This window comes from Cryobacterium sp. TMT3-29-2, from assembly GCF_004564305.1.
In the GTDB taxonomy this organism is placed as follows: Bacteria; Actinomycetota; Actinomycetes; order Actinomycetales; family Microbacteriaceae; genus Cryobacterium; species Cryobacterium sinapicolor.
Genome location: NZ_SOGK01000028.1, coordinates 19,500 through 36,734 on the forward strand (window position 1 = coordinate 19,500; position 17,235 = coordinate 36,734).

Genomic DNA, 17,235 nt, shown 5'->3' on the forward strand with positions numbered 1-17,235 from the left:
TCCCGCGTCGGGGCCTCCGCAAACCCCGCACGACCCATCAGCAACCCAGCAGTATCCCAGCAGTATCCACAGAGAAGTGACCCCATGACGGTAAACGCAGAAACTCTCCTCCTCCTGGAAAGCCAGGCCATCGAGCTCCCCTCCTGGGCTTTCGGCAATTCGGGCACCCGGTTCAAGGTGTTTGGCACCCCTGGCACCCCGCGCACGCCGCAGGAAAAGATCGCGGATGCCGCTCAGGTGAACCAATACACCGCCCTGTCCCCCAGCGTCGCCTTGCACATCCCGTGGGACAAGGTCGAGGACTACGACGCACTCGGCGCGTTCGCCGAAGACCATGGCGTGAAACTGGGCACAGTCAACTCCAATACGTTCCAGGACGACGTGTACAAGTTCGGCAGCCTCACCCACATCGACCCGAAGGTGCGCCAGCGGGCGATCGATCATCACTTCGAGTGCATTGACGTAATGGACCAGACCGGTTCCCGTGACCTGAAAGTGTGGTTGGCAGACGGCACGAATTATCCCGGCCAGGGCGACATCCGCGGCCGGCAGGACCGCCTCGCGGACTCCCTCGCGAAAATCTACGACCGCGTGGGCGCAAACCAGCGTCTCGTCCTCGAGTACAAGTTCTTTGAGCCGGCCTTCTACCACACTGATGTTCCCGACTGGGGAACCTCCTACTCCCAGGTCTCCGCCCTCGGCGACCGGGCGATGGTCTGCCTCGATACCGGCCACCACGCCCCCGGCACCAATATCGAGTTCATCGTCGCTCAGCTGCTGCGCCTCGGAAAGCTCGGCTCCTTCGATTTCAACTCACGCTTCTACGCCGACGATGACCTCATCGTCGGGGCGGCCGACCCTTTCCAGCTGTTCCGCATCCTCTACGAAGTGATCCGCGGTGGCGGCTACGGCCCCGACTCCACGGTGGCGTTCATGCTCGACCAGTGCCACAACGTTGAAGAGAAGATACCCGGCCAGATCCGTTCCGTGCTCAATGTGCAGGAGATGACGGCGCGCGCCCTGCTCGTCGACAATGAAGCCCTCGCCACCGCCCAGATGAACAGCGACGTCCTCGGCGCCAACGCAATCATGATGGACGCCTTCTACGCCGATGTTCGCCCCGACTTGGCCGCGTGGCGCGAGTCCCGTGGGCTCGCCGGAGACCCGATGAAGGCCTACGCGGCATCCGGTTACCAGGAGAAGATCTCGGCCGACCGGGTCGGGGGCACCCAGGCTGGCTGGGGCGCCTAGCTCCACTTAGCCCCCGCGCTTGCTCCCGCGCCGTTGAGATTGCCCGCTTTGCCGGGCACTCTCAACGGAAAGGGAAAAGCACAACACTCCCTTTGACAGCACCCGCCAGTTGAGCGGTTTCGGCGCCAGGCCATGCGGTCGTGGCGCCGAAGCTGCGTTGGGCGGCCCACCCACGATTGAGAAAGTACGAAAATGACGAAACTGACGGATGCCGCCGTGGTCGCGGCCGTCGACCTAGGCGCGACCAGCGGTCGGGTGATGCTGGGCTATATCGGGCAGAACGAGCTGCGCCTGCGACCGGTGGCGCGGTTCCCCAATGGGCCCATCCGCCTGAATGAGGGCGGCCGGCGCGCGCTGCACTGGAATATCGTCGAACTTTACCGCTGCGTGCTGGCCGGACTCACGACCGCGGCCGCCGAAGAGCCCGGCCTCACCAGCATCGGCGTGGATTCATGGGCCGTCGACTACGCCCTACTGCGGCAGGGACGGATGCAGCAGCTCCCCTACCACTACCGGGACGACCGCAACCTGCCGGCCGTCGAGATCGCCCACGCGGTCGCCGGGCCGTCGGAACTCTATGCCGCGAACGGGCTACAATTCCTGCCGTTCAATTCCCTTTATCAGCTCACCGCCGATCTCACCACCGGTGCCCTCGACCTGGCCGACCAGTTCCTGCTGGTACCCGACCTCTTCAACTACTGGCTGACCGGCACCGCGGCCGCCGAACGCACGAACGCGTCGACAACGGGCCTGCTGAATGTGCACACCGGCGACTGGGACACCCCGCTGATCGAACGGCTCGGCTTCGACCGCCGCATGTTCCCGCCTCTCGTCGACGCGGGCACCTGGATTGGGTCGTTGCTGCCCGACGTCTCCGCCGAGATCAAATCCCACAGCCCGATCGCGGTTACGGCTGTTGGCTCGCACGACACCGCATCCGCCGTCGTCGCCGTGCCTGCTGCCAGGGAGGACTTCGCCTATATCTCGTGCGGCACGTGGGGGCTCGTCGGCGTCGAGCTCGACTCCCCCGTGCTCAGCACAGCCGGCCGCGCGCAGAACTTTACCAACGAGGGCGGCGTCGACGGCCGTGTGCGCTATCTGCACAACGTGATGGGGCTCTGGCTGCTCAGCGAGTCCATCCGCACCTGGGAACACGAGGGGCAAACGATCGTGCTCTCGGACCTGCTCCGCCGGGCCGAGGCGGTGACTACGCCCGTGGCCGTGTTCGACGCCGACGACCAGCAGTTCCTGGCCCCCGGAGACATGCCGACCCGCATCCGTGCGCACTGCGTAGAGAATGACCTCCCGGCGCCGCGGTCGAACGCCGAGCTCGTGCGCAGCATCCTGGAGAGCCTCGCGGATGCCTTCGCCCGCGGCGTCGAACAAGCAAGCCTGCTCTCCGGCCGCACGGTCGGGATCGTGCACATGGTCGGCGGCGGATCGCAGAACCGTCTGCTCTGCCAGCTTACGGCCAACCGTACCGGGCTGCCCGTGCTCGCCGGGCCCGTGGAGGCCACTGCAATCGGCAACGTGCTGATCCAGGCCCGCGCGCAGGGGCTCGTCACCGGGTCCCTCGAGGAGCTGCGCGGCCTCGTCGCCCGCAGCTTCAGCCCGGAGCGATACCTTCCGGCCTGCACGCTGGTCAGCCGGTAGTGCCGACCGCCATCCACACGGCAACGACGAAGAAGCGTCCGGCGAACTCGCGCCGGACGCTTCTTCGATGCCCGAGTGTCTAGTAGACCGACCAGTACAGCGCGAGGATCTGCTCCACCGTGACGTCGCGCGGGTTGCCGCCCGTGCATACGTCGTCAAAGGCTGCCTGGGCGAGGGCCGGAAGGTCCTCCTCCTTCGCCCCGATCTCGCGCAGCGTGGTGGGGTTGCCGAGGTCACGGGTAAACGCGGACACCGCCGCGACGGCAGCCATGCGGGCGTCGGCGATCGACAAGTCGGCGGCACCCTCCACCCGCAAGGCCACCGCGATGTCCCGGAAACGCTCGCCGGTAGCATCCGCGTTGAACGCCATCACCGGCGCCAGCAGGATGCCGTTGGCAACCCCGTGCGGGGCGTTGTAGAACGCGCCGAGCGGGTGGGCCATCCCGTGCACGAGGCCGAGGCCCACGTTCGAGTAGCCCATGCCCGCAATGTACTGGGCGAGGGCCATCCGCTCGGTGGCCACGGGGTCGCCGTTGGCCGCGCCAAGCAGGGACTCGGCGATGGTGGCAATTGCCTTGAGGTGGAACAGGTCGGAGAGCTCCCAAGCACCCTTCGTGGTGTAACCCTCGATCGCATGCGTGAGGGCGTCGAGCCCGGTGGCAACCTTGAGCGATCGGGGAGCAGAGGACATCATCTCGGAGTCGACGACAGCAACAACGGGAATCGCGTGCGGGTCGACGCAGACGAACTTGCGCTGGCGCTCGACGTCGGTGATCACGTAGTTGATCGTTGTCTCTGAGGCGGTGCCGGCGGTCGTCGGCACCGCGATGATCGGTACGGACGGATTCTTCGTCGCGGCAACGCCCTCAAGGCTGCGCACATCGGCGAACTCGGGGTTGGTCGAGATGATTCCGATCGCCTTGCAGGTATCTTGCGGCGAGCCGCCGCCGATCCCGATGAGCACGTCGGCACCGGATGCCTCGAACGCGGCCAGTCCGCGCAGAACCGCCTCGATCGGCGGGTTCGGAGTGACATCGGAATACACCTCGAAGGGGAAGCCCATGTCGTCAAGCAGCCGCGTCACCCGTCCGGTCACGCCAGTGTCGACCAGAACCTTGTCCGACACCACAAACGCCTTGGCGAATCCCCGGGAAGCGAGTTCACCGGGTATCTCCGCTATGGCACCCGCTCCGAAGTGCGCCGTCTGATTCCAGATCATTCGATTACTCATGGTCGTAACCACCCTCTAGATTTTATTGAATCGTTTCAATAGTGAAAGCATACTCTTCGACTCGAAAAGAATTAGCAACGGCTCAGACAGACGGACAGGTTGGACGAGCTAAAACCCCACCGGACCAACCAGTGAGTTGTAGCTCAAATTCCCCGTCCACTGACTATTGCGCCGTCCAATCTCGGATCTATGGCTCGCCACATCGGCGCGGCCTTGGGCCGAGAGTCTGTCCTGGCCGGAGGCCCGGCGCTCGGCATTTTCGTGAACGCACATGGCACTTCGCCGTGCTTCGCAACGTTGCCGCCGACAAGCAGGCGCACCTCGGTTCGGCCGACAGGGCATGTGGATGAGGACGGGCATGGGCCGATCTTGCCAGCCGGCCCCGACACGGACGACGGTCGGGCCGCACATGTATTACCGCGTGCCATCTGTGTTCGTGGCATGCCATCAGGGATCTCACTAGGACGACGAACGGGTTTTGCCTGACCAACACCTTGCGGGTCAGCGTGCTCGAGTCACAGTCACAACGACCCCGGACCCGTTATGTGCGTGCACCGCACTCCCTCTGTCGATCCGTGCAGACTGCGCACTATATGGCGAGCACGGCACTGCCAATGGCTGAACGGACGGGGCGATGCTCACAACACGCGAGATTGCGTCGCTCTTACTCATGGGCGCAGTGGCGCTCACGCTCGTTGTTGTCCCTAAGTTCCGACAGCACTTTGCTCCGTCGATCATCGGCGCGCTTCGAGCTGCGTTCGCGCCGAAATTGGTTAGCGTCTATCTGCTTGTGGTTGCCGCATCGGCGGCCTCAACCGCGGGTGCCTGGCGCGTTGGCCTCTGGGAATGGAACCTTCTCAAGGACGCGATCATTCTCACAGGCGCCGTTGTGTTGCCGATGGTTGTCCGATCGTTCTCGTTCAAATCGGGCGGGGAACTGGCGCACAGACTCCTTTCCACACTTTCGCTTTCTATGCAGTCGCCGAAAAGGTTCTTTCACGATTCCAAGCGATCCGGAAGCCACTCACTTTCCGACGTGTGCTCGCGTTCATGATCGGCACGCGACTCAGACTTAGCCTCCTCTCACAGTTCAATGGCAGGTACAACGGGGTCGCCGACGGCAACGGGTTCCGAGAGGGCTTGCGACGGATGCGTGTTTTCCGCCTAGACATTAAGCGACGCACTGGCGAGGAAACAGAGCGACTCGCCTCGATTCAGCGCAATCGTGGTCAACCCGGAACGGATGAAGACGGCCTCCATATTGACCGGGGCGAATTCGATGTCACCAAGAAAAGACTTGACTGGATATGGACGTGCCAGAACGGACAGTATGAGCGTCGACAGGACCGCTACTGGGATCACCTCACCGATCTCATCGTCGACGCTGATCGTCACGGCTTGCCCGCCGATCACGGGTTCGTGGTCGAGACCGCCGAGCGAGGACAAGTATGGGGCGCCTGGCGCCGCACTCCTGGGGGAGCTGTGCCGGGGACGGGCGGCGGGGAGCACCGAAGCCAGTACTGCGTTCAAGGGGACACAGTTCCGGCAGGGTGGCCAGGCAAGTCGCCGGAGTGGGTGAACGCTGCGCGCGAAGAGTGGCCTCCAGATTGGAACAAGAACGACGGCACTCGACTGTGACCAGACGAATGATCGCAACCATGCTGTCAGGTTGCTCTCCTGTGAGCGCCGAGTTCACCAGCCGACCCTGAGCCAGCGGCCTGTGGCACTCCCCGTCCAGGGTGGACTGCGCCCCGCCCGAGCGGGAAAGCCGCCTGAGTCGCATTTGGCCAGTTCGTAAGGAGCTACCGCTCACACGCGTCGGACGGCACTCGTTGAGACTCTGGCCGTCTTTCACCGATGCGTACGAGACGCGTCCGCACGTATACTCAACGGAGTTTTCCCCGAAACAAAAATCTAGAGCGGAGTCGGACAGCATCCGGGCAAAAGGAAAGGCCCTGAGACCGTTAGAATTGCTGGTCAAAGGGCCTTTATGTGTAGCGGGAGCGGGAATTGAACCCGCGACACCACGATTATGAGCCGTGTGCTCTAACCAACTGAGCTACCCCGCCACGACCTGTCGGCTGCAAGAGCTTCCAAGCCAGAGCCCCCTGTGGGAATCGGACCCACTACCTCTTCCTTACCAAGGAAGTGCTCTACCAATGAGCTAAGGGGGCGAAGCATTCGTGTGAACGAAAACTAAGCCGCATTTCGGCAACCGGTAAATATTATCACCAACTTGGCCTGCCCGATGACCGCGGGCCCCGATCGGGCACCGCCACCCCCGGCAGCGACCACGCGGTGAAGCTCGGCCCGTTCGTTTGCAGACGGATGCGCCCGCCCACCATGCCGACGGCGGCGTCGCCCAAGAGCCGGGTCGGTGCTCCCGCCACCGCCGCGGGCGGCAGGGTCACCGTGCACGCTGCGCGGGCGGCAACCAGCAGCACCGTCTCCTCCGCACACTCACGCACGTAGGCGACCACATCCGCGCCCACGTGCACCCAGCGCATTCCACCGCCGTTCAGGGCCGGGTGGGCGGTACGCAGGTGGATCAGCGCCGCATACAGGTCGATCGTGGCTGCCACCTCCGGGTCGTCCGCCGTATCCCAGGGCATGGGCGTGCGCGAGGCCTCGCCGTCGTCTCCGACCAGGCCGAACTCGTCGCCGGCGAAGACCACCGGGATGCCCGGCATGGTGACGCTCAGCCCGAAGGCCACGGCCACTCCACCGTCGATCGCGTGGGTGCGGAACCTCGGCGTGTCGTGCGTGTCGAGCGCGTTCATGGTGGCCAGCCGGGTGCGCCAGGGGTAGCCGGCCGTGAACCGGAGGTGGGCGTCCACGAAGGCACGGCCATCGGTCAGCGGGATGGTGCCGTAGGGCAGCCCGAAGAACGACGACGGGCTCTCCGGCTTCGAGAGCCAGCTCCAGACCGGGCGGGTGAAGGTCGTGTACGTCATCGCGCCGTGCCAGCCGTCGCCCTGGAAGTCGCCCGCGGCGTCATTGGTCGACTCGCCGAGCAGGATCGTGTCCGGGTTCTCCGCGATCATGGTGCGCCGAATGGTCTGCCGCACCAGGGCGTTCAGGTCCTCCCCCTGCAGACGGCCGGTCATGTTCGCGACATCGATGCGCCAGCCGTCGAGGTGGAACGGGGCCCGCAGCCACTTCGCGACCACCGAGTCCGGTCCCTCGATGAACCGGCGCCGCAGCTCGGTCGAGGACCAGTTGAACTTCGGCAGTTCGGGCACGCCCAGCCAGGACGCATACTGCTCGTGCCGCTCGTCGAGCCAGTAGTAGAAGTCGCTCTCGGGGGCGTCCGGGCTCTGCTGCGCGGCCCGGAACCACTCGTGCCGATTGCCGGAGTGGTTCGAGGTGAGGTCGCCGATCACCTTGAAGCCACGCTCGTGGGCGGCCTCGACCAGCCGCACGAGGGCGGCGTCGCCGCCGAGGGACGGGTCGACCAGGTCGAAGCTCTGCGCGTCGTAGCGGTGGCTCGAGCCGGCCGGGAACATGGGGGTCAGGTAGAGCAGCGTGACGCCGAGCCGGTCGAGGTGGTCCAGGTGCGCCGCGATGCCGTCGAGGTCCCCGCCGTAGAACTGGTGCGAGCGGGCCGGCTGGCCCTTCGCCACTGGATCGTCCCACTCCGCGGGCACGCCCCAGGCCGGCTTCTCGCGCAGCGCGGCGGCCGGGGAGCGCCCGAACCGGTCCGTGAAAATCTGGTACATCACGGTCGATGCGGCCCACGCCGGTGGGGCAGGATGGCCGAGGAGCTTGAAGTCCTCGGCGTCGACAGTCTCGAAGGGCTGCGCCCCGGCGGCGTTCAGCCACCAGTGGCCGCCGTCCGCCCGGTTGATCAGGAACCGGTAGCCGTTGACCGGGTTCAGAATTTCGACCTCGGCCTGCCACCACCGCCAGCCATCGGCCGCGCCGAGCAGCCGGGCCTCGTGGAAGCGCGGTTCCCGGTCGGGCGTCGAGCGCACGTGCACGGATGCGACGGCGCCCCACGCCTCGGGCACCCGCACCCGCACGCCGACCGTGTCACCCGGACGGGGAGCCTGTTCGGAGACATACAGGTCCGACCCGTCGTGGTGCGGAAGCATGCGCCCCTTACTTCACCGATCCGGCGGTCAGGCCGCCGACGATGTACTTCTGCAGCCAGAGGAACAGGGCCATCACGGGCAGTGCGGCGAGCACGGCGCCGGCCGCGAAGACCGAGTAGTTAGTAGAGAATTTCTGAGATACGAACTGGTAGAGGCCCACCGCGAGGGTCTGATTCTCCGGGCTGATCAGCACGATGCTCGCGATGACGAACTCGTTCGTCGTGCCGATGAAGGAGAGAAGGCCGACGACCGCCAAAATGGGTGCGACCAGTCGCAGGATGATCGTGAAGAAGATGCGCGCGTGCCCGGCACCGTCCAACTTGGCGGCCTCATCGATCGATGCGGGAATCGTGTTGAAAAATCCGTACATCAAGTAGGTGTTCACCCCAAGAGCCCCGCCGAGGTAGACCATGATCAGGCCGACCTGCGAGTCCAGCCCGATCGCGGGGAAGATATCGGAGATGCCGTTGAGCAGGAGGAATATCGCAACGACAGCCAACAGTTGGGGAAACATCTGCAACAGTACGAGCGTGAGCAGTCCCCCCCGGCGACCGAAAAAACGCATCCGGGAGAAGGAATACGCCGCAAGGGCGCCCAAAAATACCGTGCCGATCGAAGTGATCACTCCGATGATCAGGGTATTCCCGTACCAGGCGGCGTATGGCTGTTGGGGCAGGTTGAAGAGCGTCACAAAGCTGCCGAGGCTCACCTCGCTGAAGAGCCCATTTGCCGTGATCAGAGTGCCGCCGGGTTGCAGCGCTGCCGAGAGCACGTAGACAAGGGGGAACGCCGAGAACACGGCCATGAACACGCCGATCAGGTGGCGCCATCCCGTTGCTTTGAACCAGCGCTTGAACTGGAATGACGACTTTCGCGCGACGATGCGGTCGCTTGTCTCCCGATTGTTGACCTGCATGTCAGTTCAGCTCCTCTAGTGCCTTGGTCTGCCTAAAGCTGATGATCGAAACGATCGCGACCAGCAGGAAAATGATGATGGAGAACGCACTCGCCAATCCGTAGTCGCGGTTCGCACCGACGAAGGCGACCTTGTAAACCATCGAGATGAGGATGTCGGTCGCACCCACATTCACTCCCGCGGTAACGTCTCTCGGCCCGCCATTGGTGAGCATGTAGATGAGGTTGAAATTGTTGAAGTTGAACGCGAACGACGAGATGAGCAGCGGGGCCACCGACACGAGCAGCAGCGGTAGCTTGATCAGCCGGAACACCTGCCAGGGCCGCGCCCCGTCGACCGTTGCCGCCTCCTGCAACTCGCCGGGAATCGACTGAAGAGCACCCGTGCAGACCAGGAACATGTAGGGGAAGCCGAGCCACAGGTTCACGAAGATGATGCTGAATTTTGCCAGCCATTCGTTTGTGAGCCAGGGTATTTCCGCCCCGCCGAACAGCACCTGGTTGACGAAGCCGAACTGCGGGTTGAGCAGCCCCGCCCAGACCAGCGCGGACAGGAATGCCGGGAACGCGTAGGGAAGAATCAAGACGACGCGGTAGACGTTGCGTCCGCGCATCCGCAGGTCATTGAAGACCAGCGCCAGGAAGAGCCCGAGCGCGAACGTGGTGGCGACAGAAAGGAAAGCGAAGGCGAAGGTCCACAGGGTCACGTTGATCAGCGGCCCCCGAATGGAATCCGTGCCGAACGCACGGGCAAAGTTATCGAATCCGACCTCAACCTTCCAGCCGGGGCGCAGTTCGGTACCGTCCTCCGCGGCGAACGCCCCGACTGTACGGTCCTCGGCGTAGACGACGTTCGTCGTGGTGTTCGTCATCGTTCTCGCGGCCTCGTCGTAGACCAGATCGGATAGGTAGAGATAGGCCTTTGAGCCGTCCGGGGTGCGGAGCACCCCCTCGTTCGGGTCGTCGGTGAGGGGCACCGAGAGGGCCGCGATGACCTCTTGATTGGCAGCGATGTCGCTGAACTTGAGCGAGGTGTAGCCGGGAAGTGCGGTGGCGACGCCGTCGGCATCCGTCTCGGCATCGGTGACTTCACGCAGGGGCGCGTCGGCACTGCCGACGCTGATCCGACCGTCAGGGTCGGTGACGAGGAGACTATAGGCACCCAGTTGCTCGATCACGGTGATGTCATACGCGACCGAGTCCGGCACTCGCTGCTGCGCGGAGGCGATGAGTGATGAAACCGCGTCCTCCCTGGTGCTGTTGTGCCCGGTGCCGTAGTTCGTGAAAGCGATGTAGCCGGAATAGCCCACAACAAAGATTTGAAAGATCACAAGGAAGATCAGGCCGGGGGTGAGGTACTTGGCCGGCAGGGCGTTTTTGCTGAAGTAGATCCAGTTGACGATCAGAGTAACTGCCAGAACGAGTCCGAAAACGACCCAGTCCTGCTTCAGGAAGAGCACGAAGAGGGCGTAGACGCTGATCGCGTCAACAATACCGAGGAGCAGAATTTTCACCAGGAGAGTCTTGATCCCGACGGACGCCGCCTCGGCAATTCGTCCCGCCCGCTTGGATTGCCTCAACTGGGTGACCAGCGAGTTGTCGCGCGCGGTGCGATCGCGACCTGTTCGTGGGGTGGGCATCTTCGTCCGATCTCTGGCGCCTGCCGGCAACCTTGCCTGATGTGTGGTGGTGGAGCACGCGGTGCCCGGCTCCCTGATGGAGCCGGGCACACGGTGTTACTTCGCGATGGCGCCCTGGATTTCGCCAGTCATCTTCTGCCACAGCGCAGCCGGGTCGCCCTCGCCCGCGATGATCGCGGCCTCGGTGACACCCCAGAACTGCCAGACCTTGCCCATTTGCGGGATGTTGGGCATCGGAACGGCGGTTGCGCCGACCGTACCGAAACCGGCGGTGATCGGGTCGGCGGCAGCTGCCTCGAAGGCGCTGGTCAGCGCCGGCGGGCGCCCGCCGACCTCGTAGAGTGCCGTCTGCACCTCTTCGGAGCCGATGTAGTTCACCAGGAACTCATTGGCAGCGAGAGCGTTCTTGGTCTTCGCACTCACGAAGAAGCCCTGCACGCCAACAAACGGCTGGGCAGGGTTGGCGCTGGCAGTCGGGATCGGGTCGATCGCAACGTCGATGCCGGCCTTCTGGGCATCCGGGACATTCCACGGACCGGAGAGGAAGAACGGCGATGCGCCGGCGTTGAACTTCTCTTTGGCGATGTCGTTGGTGATGTTCACGCTGAGGTGCCCTGCGGCGCCTTCGGATGCGAGCCACGCCGCGTAGGCCTCTCCACCGGCGTTGCCGATCGAGAGGTCTTCGGCGTTATAGCTGCCGTCGGAGTTGGTGCCGAACACGGGGGCACCGAACGAGGTCTGGAACGGGTACAGGTGATAGGGGTCCGATTCCGGTCCAACGGGTACGAGGAACGGGAACTCAGTGCCGGCGGCGGTGCCGGCGGCGACCATGTCCGCGTACGTCGCCGGCGCGGTCGGCGCCAGGGCCGTGTTGCGGAGGAGGGCGATGTTCTCGATCGAGTAGGGGACACCGTAGGTCTTGCCCTCGAAGGTCATCGCGGTGACGGCGACCGGCTGGAAGTCAGCGGTCGTATCACCGAGTTCGACGGGCTTGAGCACGCCGTTCGAGACGAGGTTCCCGATCCAGTCGTGGGCGCCGATCGTGATGTCGGGGCCCTTGCCGGTCGGAACCTGTGCAATGAACTCTTCCTGGATCTTGGGGAAGTCCTTCTGGATGAGCTTTACCTTGACGCCGGATTCTTTCGTGAATGCCGCCGCCGCGTCTTTGAGGACCGTGCCGCGGTCGGCATCGACCCAAACCGTTAAAGTGTTGGCGGCGGCTTTATCGCCGTCGCCATCCTGCGGGGAGGCCCCGCCGGAGCATCCGGACAATGCGAGGGACGCTGCGACCACTACGGCGCCGGCAGCGACGAGACCTTTCATGTTCACCATCATTGGTGTGCCTTTCTCAGGACATTGAATTTTATGCAAGCGTTTACATGTATAGCAACTTTCGGAACCATTGACAACTGAAATAGTCGGATCTATATCTCGGGCAGGTGATACGCGCAGCCCACAGGCCTGCAAGCGCTTCCATCATCATGAAAATGCCGTAGGGTTTCTTTTCATGACAGGCTCAGAGTGGTGGCGAACCGCAGTTATCTATCAGATCTATCCTCGGTCCTTTGCGGACGCCAACGGTGACGGGATGGGCGATCTGACCGGCATCACCAATCGTCTCCCTGCTCTCCGGGCTCTCGGGATCGACGCCATCTGGCTCTCGCCGTTCTACACGTCACCGCAGAACGACGCTGGTTACGACGTGGCCGATTATTGCGATGTCGACCCGCTCTTCGGCACGCTCGCTGACTTCGACACCCTGCAGCACACGGCACACGAGCTGGGCATCCGCGTGATCGTGGATCTCGTGCCGAACCACTCCTCAAGTGACCATCCGTGGTTCGAAGCTGCCCTCGCCGCCGCCAAGGGCAGTGAGGAGCGCGCGCATTACATCTTCCGTGACGGCCAGGGCGAAAACGGCGACCTTCCCCCGAACAACTGGGATTCCGTCTTCGGCGGCAATGCCTGGACCCGCGTCACGAACCCGGACGGCACTCCCGGCCAGTGGTACCTGCACCTCTTCGACACCACCCAACCCGACTTCGACTGGGACAACGAATGGGTGAAGACGCAATTCCGTGATGTGCTCCGGTTCTGGCTCGACCGCGGGGCAGACGGTTTTCGGGTGGACGTCGCGCACGGCATGATCAAAGCGGCCGGTCTTCCCGACTACACGCCTCCGGTCGCGGGCGGCAGCATGGGCGGCGCCTCGACGGAGGGGCCAGGCATCATCACCGAGTGGCCCGAAACCGCGCCCTATTGGGCCCAGGACGGTGTGCACGAAATCTACCGCGACTGGCGGCTGATCCTCGACGAGTACCCGGGCGACCGCATCCTCGCCGCCGAGGCCTGGGTCGACCCGCTCAGCCACGTCGCCGACTGGGTGCGCCCCGACGAGATGCATCAGGCCTTCAATTTCGCCTACCTCGAGACCGCCTGGGCCGGGCCGGCCCTCCGCCGCGTCATTGACGACTCCCTGGCCGCATTCGGCGCGGTGGGCGCCCCGAGCACCTGGGTACTCTCGAACCACGACGTCGTGCGCCACGCCTCCCGCCTCGCGCTCAACCACGAAAACCTGCAGGGCCACGGCATCGGGCCGAAGACGCCCGACCTCCCCGACACCGTGATCGGCCTGCACCGCGCCCGGGCCGCCTCGGCGCTCATGCTCGCACTGCCGGGATCCAGCTACCTCTACCAGGGCGAGGAACTGGGCCTGCCCGAGGTCATCGACCTGCCCGACTCCGCCCGCGAGGACCCCACCTGGTTTCGTACCAACGGGGAACGATACGGCCGTGACGGATGCCGCGTGCCGCTTCCCTGGGAAGCCGCCGCACCCTCCTACGGCTTTGGCCCGACCTCGGCGAGCTGGCTGCCGCAGCCGGCCGAGTGGGCGGGACTCGCCCGCGACGCGCAGGCCGGCGTCACCGGCTCCACCCTCGAGCTGTACACGCTGGCCCTGCGCCTGCGCCGGGAGCACACCCTCGGACTGGGTTCGGTGGAGTGGCTGGACGCCCACGCTGACGAGATCGTGGCGTTCACGAACGGCGCGGTGACGGTCGTCGCGAACACGGGTGCGGCATCCGTGCCTTTGCCTGCCGGCGAGCTCCTGCTCGCCAGCGGCCCGCTGCCCGGAAACACCCTGCCCGGCGACACCACCGTCTGGCTGCGCGCCTAGCCAGCCTCCGCCTGAACCAATTCGACGGAGATATTGCCCGAAACGGCCGGTTTGAAGCCCAAAACCCGTTTCCAGAGCAAAATCTCCGTCGAATTCGTTCGGGACACAGGGCAGAGTGATACTCGTGGGCGACCGACGCCGCGCACCCCGGCACCGCCATCAGCGGCCCGGCAGCCCCGCCATGGGACAATCGAAGGGCGTCGCCCGATCTGTGCGCGCAGCGCACAGAAGGAGCAGCAGTGACCGGCACGGGGATGGACCACGGCACCGAACACGGATCCGGCACCGGCACCGGCACCGGCACCGGAACCGGATCCGCCACAGCAGCCGCAGCCGCAGCCGCTCAGACAACACCTTCGCACCGGGACCTCGCCGAACTGCGCGAGCTCAAGACAGAGCTGACCCGGTTCATGCTGGCGTACAAGTTCGCGACCGACGAGATGATGACGAAGATCAACATCTTGAAGGAGGAGTTCGCCTCCATCCACGACTACAGTCCGATCGAGCACGTCGCCTCGCGGTTGAAGTCGCCCGAGGGCATCCTGAAGAAGGCCGTCCGCAAGGGTTGCCCCCTGGTCCTCGACGACATCCGCGCCCAGATCCAGGACATCGCCGGCATCCGGATCACCTGCAGCTTCATCTCCGACACCTACCGCATCCTCGACATGCTCACCAGCCAGCTCGACGTCACGGTGCTCGAGGTCAAGGACTACATAGCCGCCCCCAAGCCGAACGGCTACAAGAGCCTGCACCTGATCGTCGACATCCCCGTCTTCATGTCCGACCGGGTCGACGAGGTCACGGTCGAGATCCAAATCCGCACCGTCGCGATGGACTTCTGGGCAAGCCTCGAGCACAAGATCTATTACAAGTACCGCGGGGCGGTTCCGATCGATCTGGTAGCCGACCTCAAACAGGCGGCGGATGTCGCCAACCGCCTCGACCTGAAAATGGAGGGTTTGCACGATCAGGTCCTAGCCATGGATCCCGATGGCCGCAGCGAGACCGACCTGCTCGAGATCGCGGGGCTGTCGCAGCTCGCGTTGCCCGAGGGGCTCCTCGCTGCAATCAGCCGCACCCGGGCCGCCGCGCCCTCCGGCGCGGACAGGCCGGAGGCCGAGCAAGACGACGAGGACGAGGCCGCCGGCTAGTTCCGATCGGCCCGGTTCCGATTGACCTAGTTCGTGTTGGCGTACAGCCAGACGAGCGGGTTGACCTTCGTGCCTTCCTTGCCGCCGACACGGATCTCGAAGTGCAGGTGTGGGCCGGTGGACATTCCGGTGTTGCCGACCTTGCCGATGACCTGGCCGACCGTGATGACGTCGCCGGCCTCGAAGAGCATCGAGTCGTGGATCATGTGCGCATAGACGCTGGAGACGAGTTCGCCGTCGATCATGTGGTCGATGATCATGTGCACGCCGAGGCTGCCTTCGCCGTCTTCGGCGTAGCGCACGACGCCGTCGGCGATCGACTGGATCGGTGCACCGAGGCCCGGGTTGAAGTCCTGGCCGCCGTGGTTGGAGGAGCAGCCCGCACAGTCGCGGAAGCCGAACTCGTCACCGATGTGCACGCCCACCGAGAAGGGCCACTGCACGGTGCCGTTCGGGTTGTTCGTGAAGGTCGCTTCCATCCGGATGCCGCTGGCCGCTGCGACCTCGGCGATGGTCTTCGACTCGTAACCGTCACGCTCGACCGAGATGGTGTCCGCTCCGCCGGTCATGGACAGCGTCTGGGCAGGTTCGCCCATCGCATCCAGCTGTGCGTTGTACGCGGCGGCCTGCACGTCGGCGGAGGACAGCAGTGCCTCGGCCGGTAGGGAGGTGGCCACGGCCATCAGGGCGACAAAGGCCATGGCGACCATCGTGACGCCCGTCGTGGCGAACTTGCGCACACGGTTCGCGGGGGCAGACGTGCCGGGCCGGGACGATGGCGCCGTGGCGGCTGTCGGCCGAACGGCGGGCGCCAGGCGCTCCCGGGCCGAGGCGCGGCGCGGGCGGGAGGAGCGGGCGGGGGGCTGTTCCGCACGGCGCTGGGCCCGGGTGGGGAACGGGATCTCCGTGGACGTCGTGACGGCCGAGATGGAGGTCTGCAGCCGATCTACATCGGAAACCGGCGCGTCAACGGCGGCCGGTGCGGCGATGAGGCGGTCCGAGTCCGCGATCGTCACGGTCTCGATTTCGGGCGCATCGAGGCTTGAGACGACCAAGAGCGTGGCGTCCGGCGTCAGCGTCGCGGCGTCTGCGTCTGCGTCTGCGTCTGCGTCTGCGTCTGCGTCTGCGTCTGCGTCTGCGTCTGCGTCTGCGTCTGCGTCTGCGTCTGCGTCTGCGTCTGCGTCTGCGTCTGCGTCTGCGTCTGCGTCTGCGTCTGCGTCTGCGTCTGCGTCTGCGTCTGCGTCTGCGTCTGCGTCTGCGTCTGCGTCTGCGTCTGCGTCTGCGTCTGCGTCTGCGTCTGCGTCTGCGTCTGCGTCTGCGTCTGCGTCTGCGTCTGCGTCTGCGTCTGCGTCTGCGTCTGCGTCTGCGTCTGCGTCTGCGTCTGCGTCTGCGTCTGCGTCTGCGTCTGCGTCTGCGTCTGCGTCTGCGTCTGCGTCTGCGTCTGCGTCTGCGTCTGCGTCTGCGTCTGCGTCTGCGTCTGCGTCTGCGTCTGCGTCTGCGTCTGCGTCTGCGTCTGCGTCTGCGTCTGCGTCTGCGTCTGCGTCTGCGTCTGCGTCTGCGTCTGCGTCTGCGTCTGCGTCTGCGTCTGCGTCTGCGTCTGCGTCTGCGTCTGCGTCTGCGTCTGCGTCTGCGTCTGCGTCTGCGTCTGCGTCTGCGTCTGCGTCTGCGTCTGCGTCTGCGTCTGCGTCTGCGTCTGCGTCTGCGTCTGCGTCTGCGTCTGCGTCTGCGTCTGCGTCTGCGTCTGCGTCTGCGTCTGCGTCTGCGTCTGCGTCTGCGTCTGCGTCTGCGTCTGCGTCTGCGTCTGCGTCTGCGTCTGCGTCTGCGTCTGCGTCTGCGTCTGCGTCTGCGTAAGGGTACACGGGAGCCGTCTGCTCGGCCGTGGCTGCCAGCGCAGAGGCGGCGAGGTCCAGCGGCGAGACATCCAGCGCCGACACGGACATCCGCTCGCGCTCGCGCAGCTCACGGCGTGTGAGGGGCCTCCCGGCGGGGTCACTCACACCCGGCAGCGAGGCAGCCGGGCTGGACGAGGGAGGGAGCAAAGGAGAGGTACTTTCGGCGCGTCGGAAGTGAAAAGGGTAGTCTCTTCGACCTAAGCCAAAGTAACGAATCACTACAGACTACCGTC

General features: G+C 64.9%; 13 protein-coding genes and 2 tRNA genes. 5 read left to right on the forward strand and 10 right to left on the reverse strand.

Features of this window, described 5'->3' with window-relative positions:
- Window positions 1–84: 84 nt before the first annotated feature.
- Complete coding sequence (gene rhaI, locus E3O67_RS03585; RefSeq protein WP_134429317.1) at window positions 85–1,251, forward strand: L-rhamnose isomerase; 1,167 nt, start codon at window positions 85–87, stop codon at window positions 1,249–1,251.
- Between the two features lie 192 nt (window positions 1,252–1,443).
- The gene (locus E3O67_RS03590) at window positions 1,444–2,904 is read left to right on the forward strand and encodes a rhamnulokinase family protein (RefSeq protein WP_134429315.1); all 1,461 of its coding nucleotides are present in this window, start codon (window positions 1,444–1,446) and stop codon (window positions 2,902–2,904) included.
- Between the two features lie 79 nt (window positions 2,905–2,983).
- On the opposite strand, the gene fucO is transcribed toward E3O67_RS03590, so the two are convergent.
- Window positions 2,984–4,123 (reverse strand): lactaldehyde reductase, encoded by a 1,140-nt coding sequence (gene fucO, locus E3O67_RS03595; RefSeq protein ID WP_241981969.1) that lies wholly within the window; start codon window positions 4,121–4,123, stop codon window positions 2,984–2,986.
- Between the two features lie 646 nt (window positions 4,124–4,769).
- On the opposite strand from fucO, the gene E3O67_RS03600 reads away from it, so the two are divergent.
- A complete protein-coding gene (locus E3O67_RS03600; RefSeq protein WP_134429311.1) occupies window positions 4,770–5,189 on the forward strand; it encodes a hypothetical protein in 420 nt (139 codons plus the stop codon).
- A 110-nt stretch (window positions 5,190–5,299) separates the two neighbouring features.
- Here the strand turns inward: E3O67_RS03600 and E3O67_RS03605 are convergent, their stop codons facing one another.
- The 7 genes from E3O67_RS03605 to E3O67_RS03635 form a co-directional block, all read right to left on the reverse strand.
- The gene (locus tag E3O67_RS03605) at window positions 5,300–5,581 is read right to left on the reverse strand and encodes a hypothetical protein (protein ID WP_134429309.1); all 282 of its coding nucleotides are present in this window, start codon (window positions 5,579–5,581) and stop codon (window positions 5,300–5,302) included.
- Window positions 5,582–6,130: 549 nt separating this feature from the next.
- Window positions 6,131–6,204: transfer RNA gene (locus E3O67_RS03610), tRNA-Met, on the reverse strand.
- A 33-nt stretch (window positions 6,205–6,237) separates the two neighbouring features.
- Window positions 6,238–6,309 (reverse strand) — tRNA-Thr (locus tag E3O67_RS03615).
- A 54-nt stretch (window positions 6,310–6,363) separates the two neighbouring features.
- Window positions 6,364–8,229: a glycoside hydrolase family 13 protein gene (locus E3O67_RS03620; RefSeq protein WP_134430827.1), complete on the reverse strand. Its 1,866-nt coding sequence runs from the start codon at window positions 8,227–8,229 to the stop codon at window positions 6,364–6,366.
- A 7-nt stretch (window positions 8,230–8,236) separates the two neighbouring features.
- Window positions 8,237–9,145 carry a sugar ABC transporter permease gene (locus E3O67_RS03625; protein WP_134430824.1) on the reverse strand — a complete coding sequence of 303 codons (909 nt, stop codon included), beginning with the start codon at window positions 9,143–9,145 and terminating at the stop codon, window positions 8,237–8,239.
- A gap of 1 nt (window position 9,146) precedes the next feature.
- On the reverse strand, window positions 9,147–10,784 hold the full coding sequence (locus E3O67_RS03630; protein ID WP_134430821.1) for an ABC transporter permease subunit: 1,638 nt from the start codon (window positions 10,782–10,784) through the stop codon (window positions 9,147–9,149).
- Between the two features lie 96 nt (window positions 10,785–10,880).
- Entirely contained in the window at window positions 10,881–12,119 is a 1,239-nt protein-coding gene (locus E3O67_RS03635; protein WP_134397669.1) for a maltose ABC transporter substrate-binding protein, read from the reverse strand.
- A gap of 172 nt (window positions 12,120–12,291) precedes the next feature.
- Between E3O67_RS03635 and E3O67_RS03640 the strand changes: the two genes are divergently transcribed.
- A complete protein-coding gene (locus E3O67_RS03640; protein WP_134430819.1) occupies window positions 12,292–13,959 on the forward strand; it encodes an alpha-amylase family glycosyl hydrolase in 1,668 nt (555 codons plus the stop codon).
- A 239-nt stretch (window positions 13,960–14,198) separates the two neighbouring features.
- Complete coding sequence (locus E3O67_RS03645; RefSeq protein ID WP_370260020.1) at window positions 14,199–15,110, forward strand: GTP pyrophosphokinase family protein; 912 nt, start codon at window positions 14,199–14,201, stop codon at window positions 15,108–15,110.
- 26 nt (window positions 15,111–15,136) lie between these two features.
- Here the strand turns inward: E3O67_RS03645 and E3O67_RS03650 are convergent, their stop codons facing one another.
- Together E3O67_RS03650 and E3O67_RS03655 are read right to left on the reverse strand one after the other, a co-directional pair.
- Window positions 15,137–16,165, reverse strand: coding sequence for a peptidoglycan DD-metalloendopeptidase family protein (locus E3O67_RS03650; RefSeq protein ID WP_206750555.1), 1,029 nt, complete (start codon window positions 16,163–16,165; stop codon window positions 15,137–15,139).
- A gap of 17 nt (window positions 16,166–16,182) precedes the next feature.
- Window positions 16,183–17,031, reverse strand: coding sequence for a hypothetical protein (locus tag E3O67_RS03655; RefSeq protein ID WP_167726462.1), 849 nt, complete (start codon window positions 17,029–17,031; stop codon window positions 16,183–16,185).
- Between the last annotated feature and the right edge of the window lie 204 nt (window positions 17,032–17,235).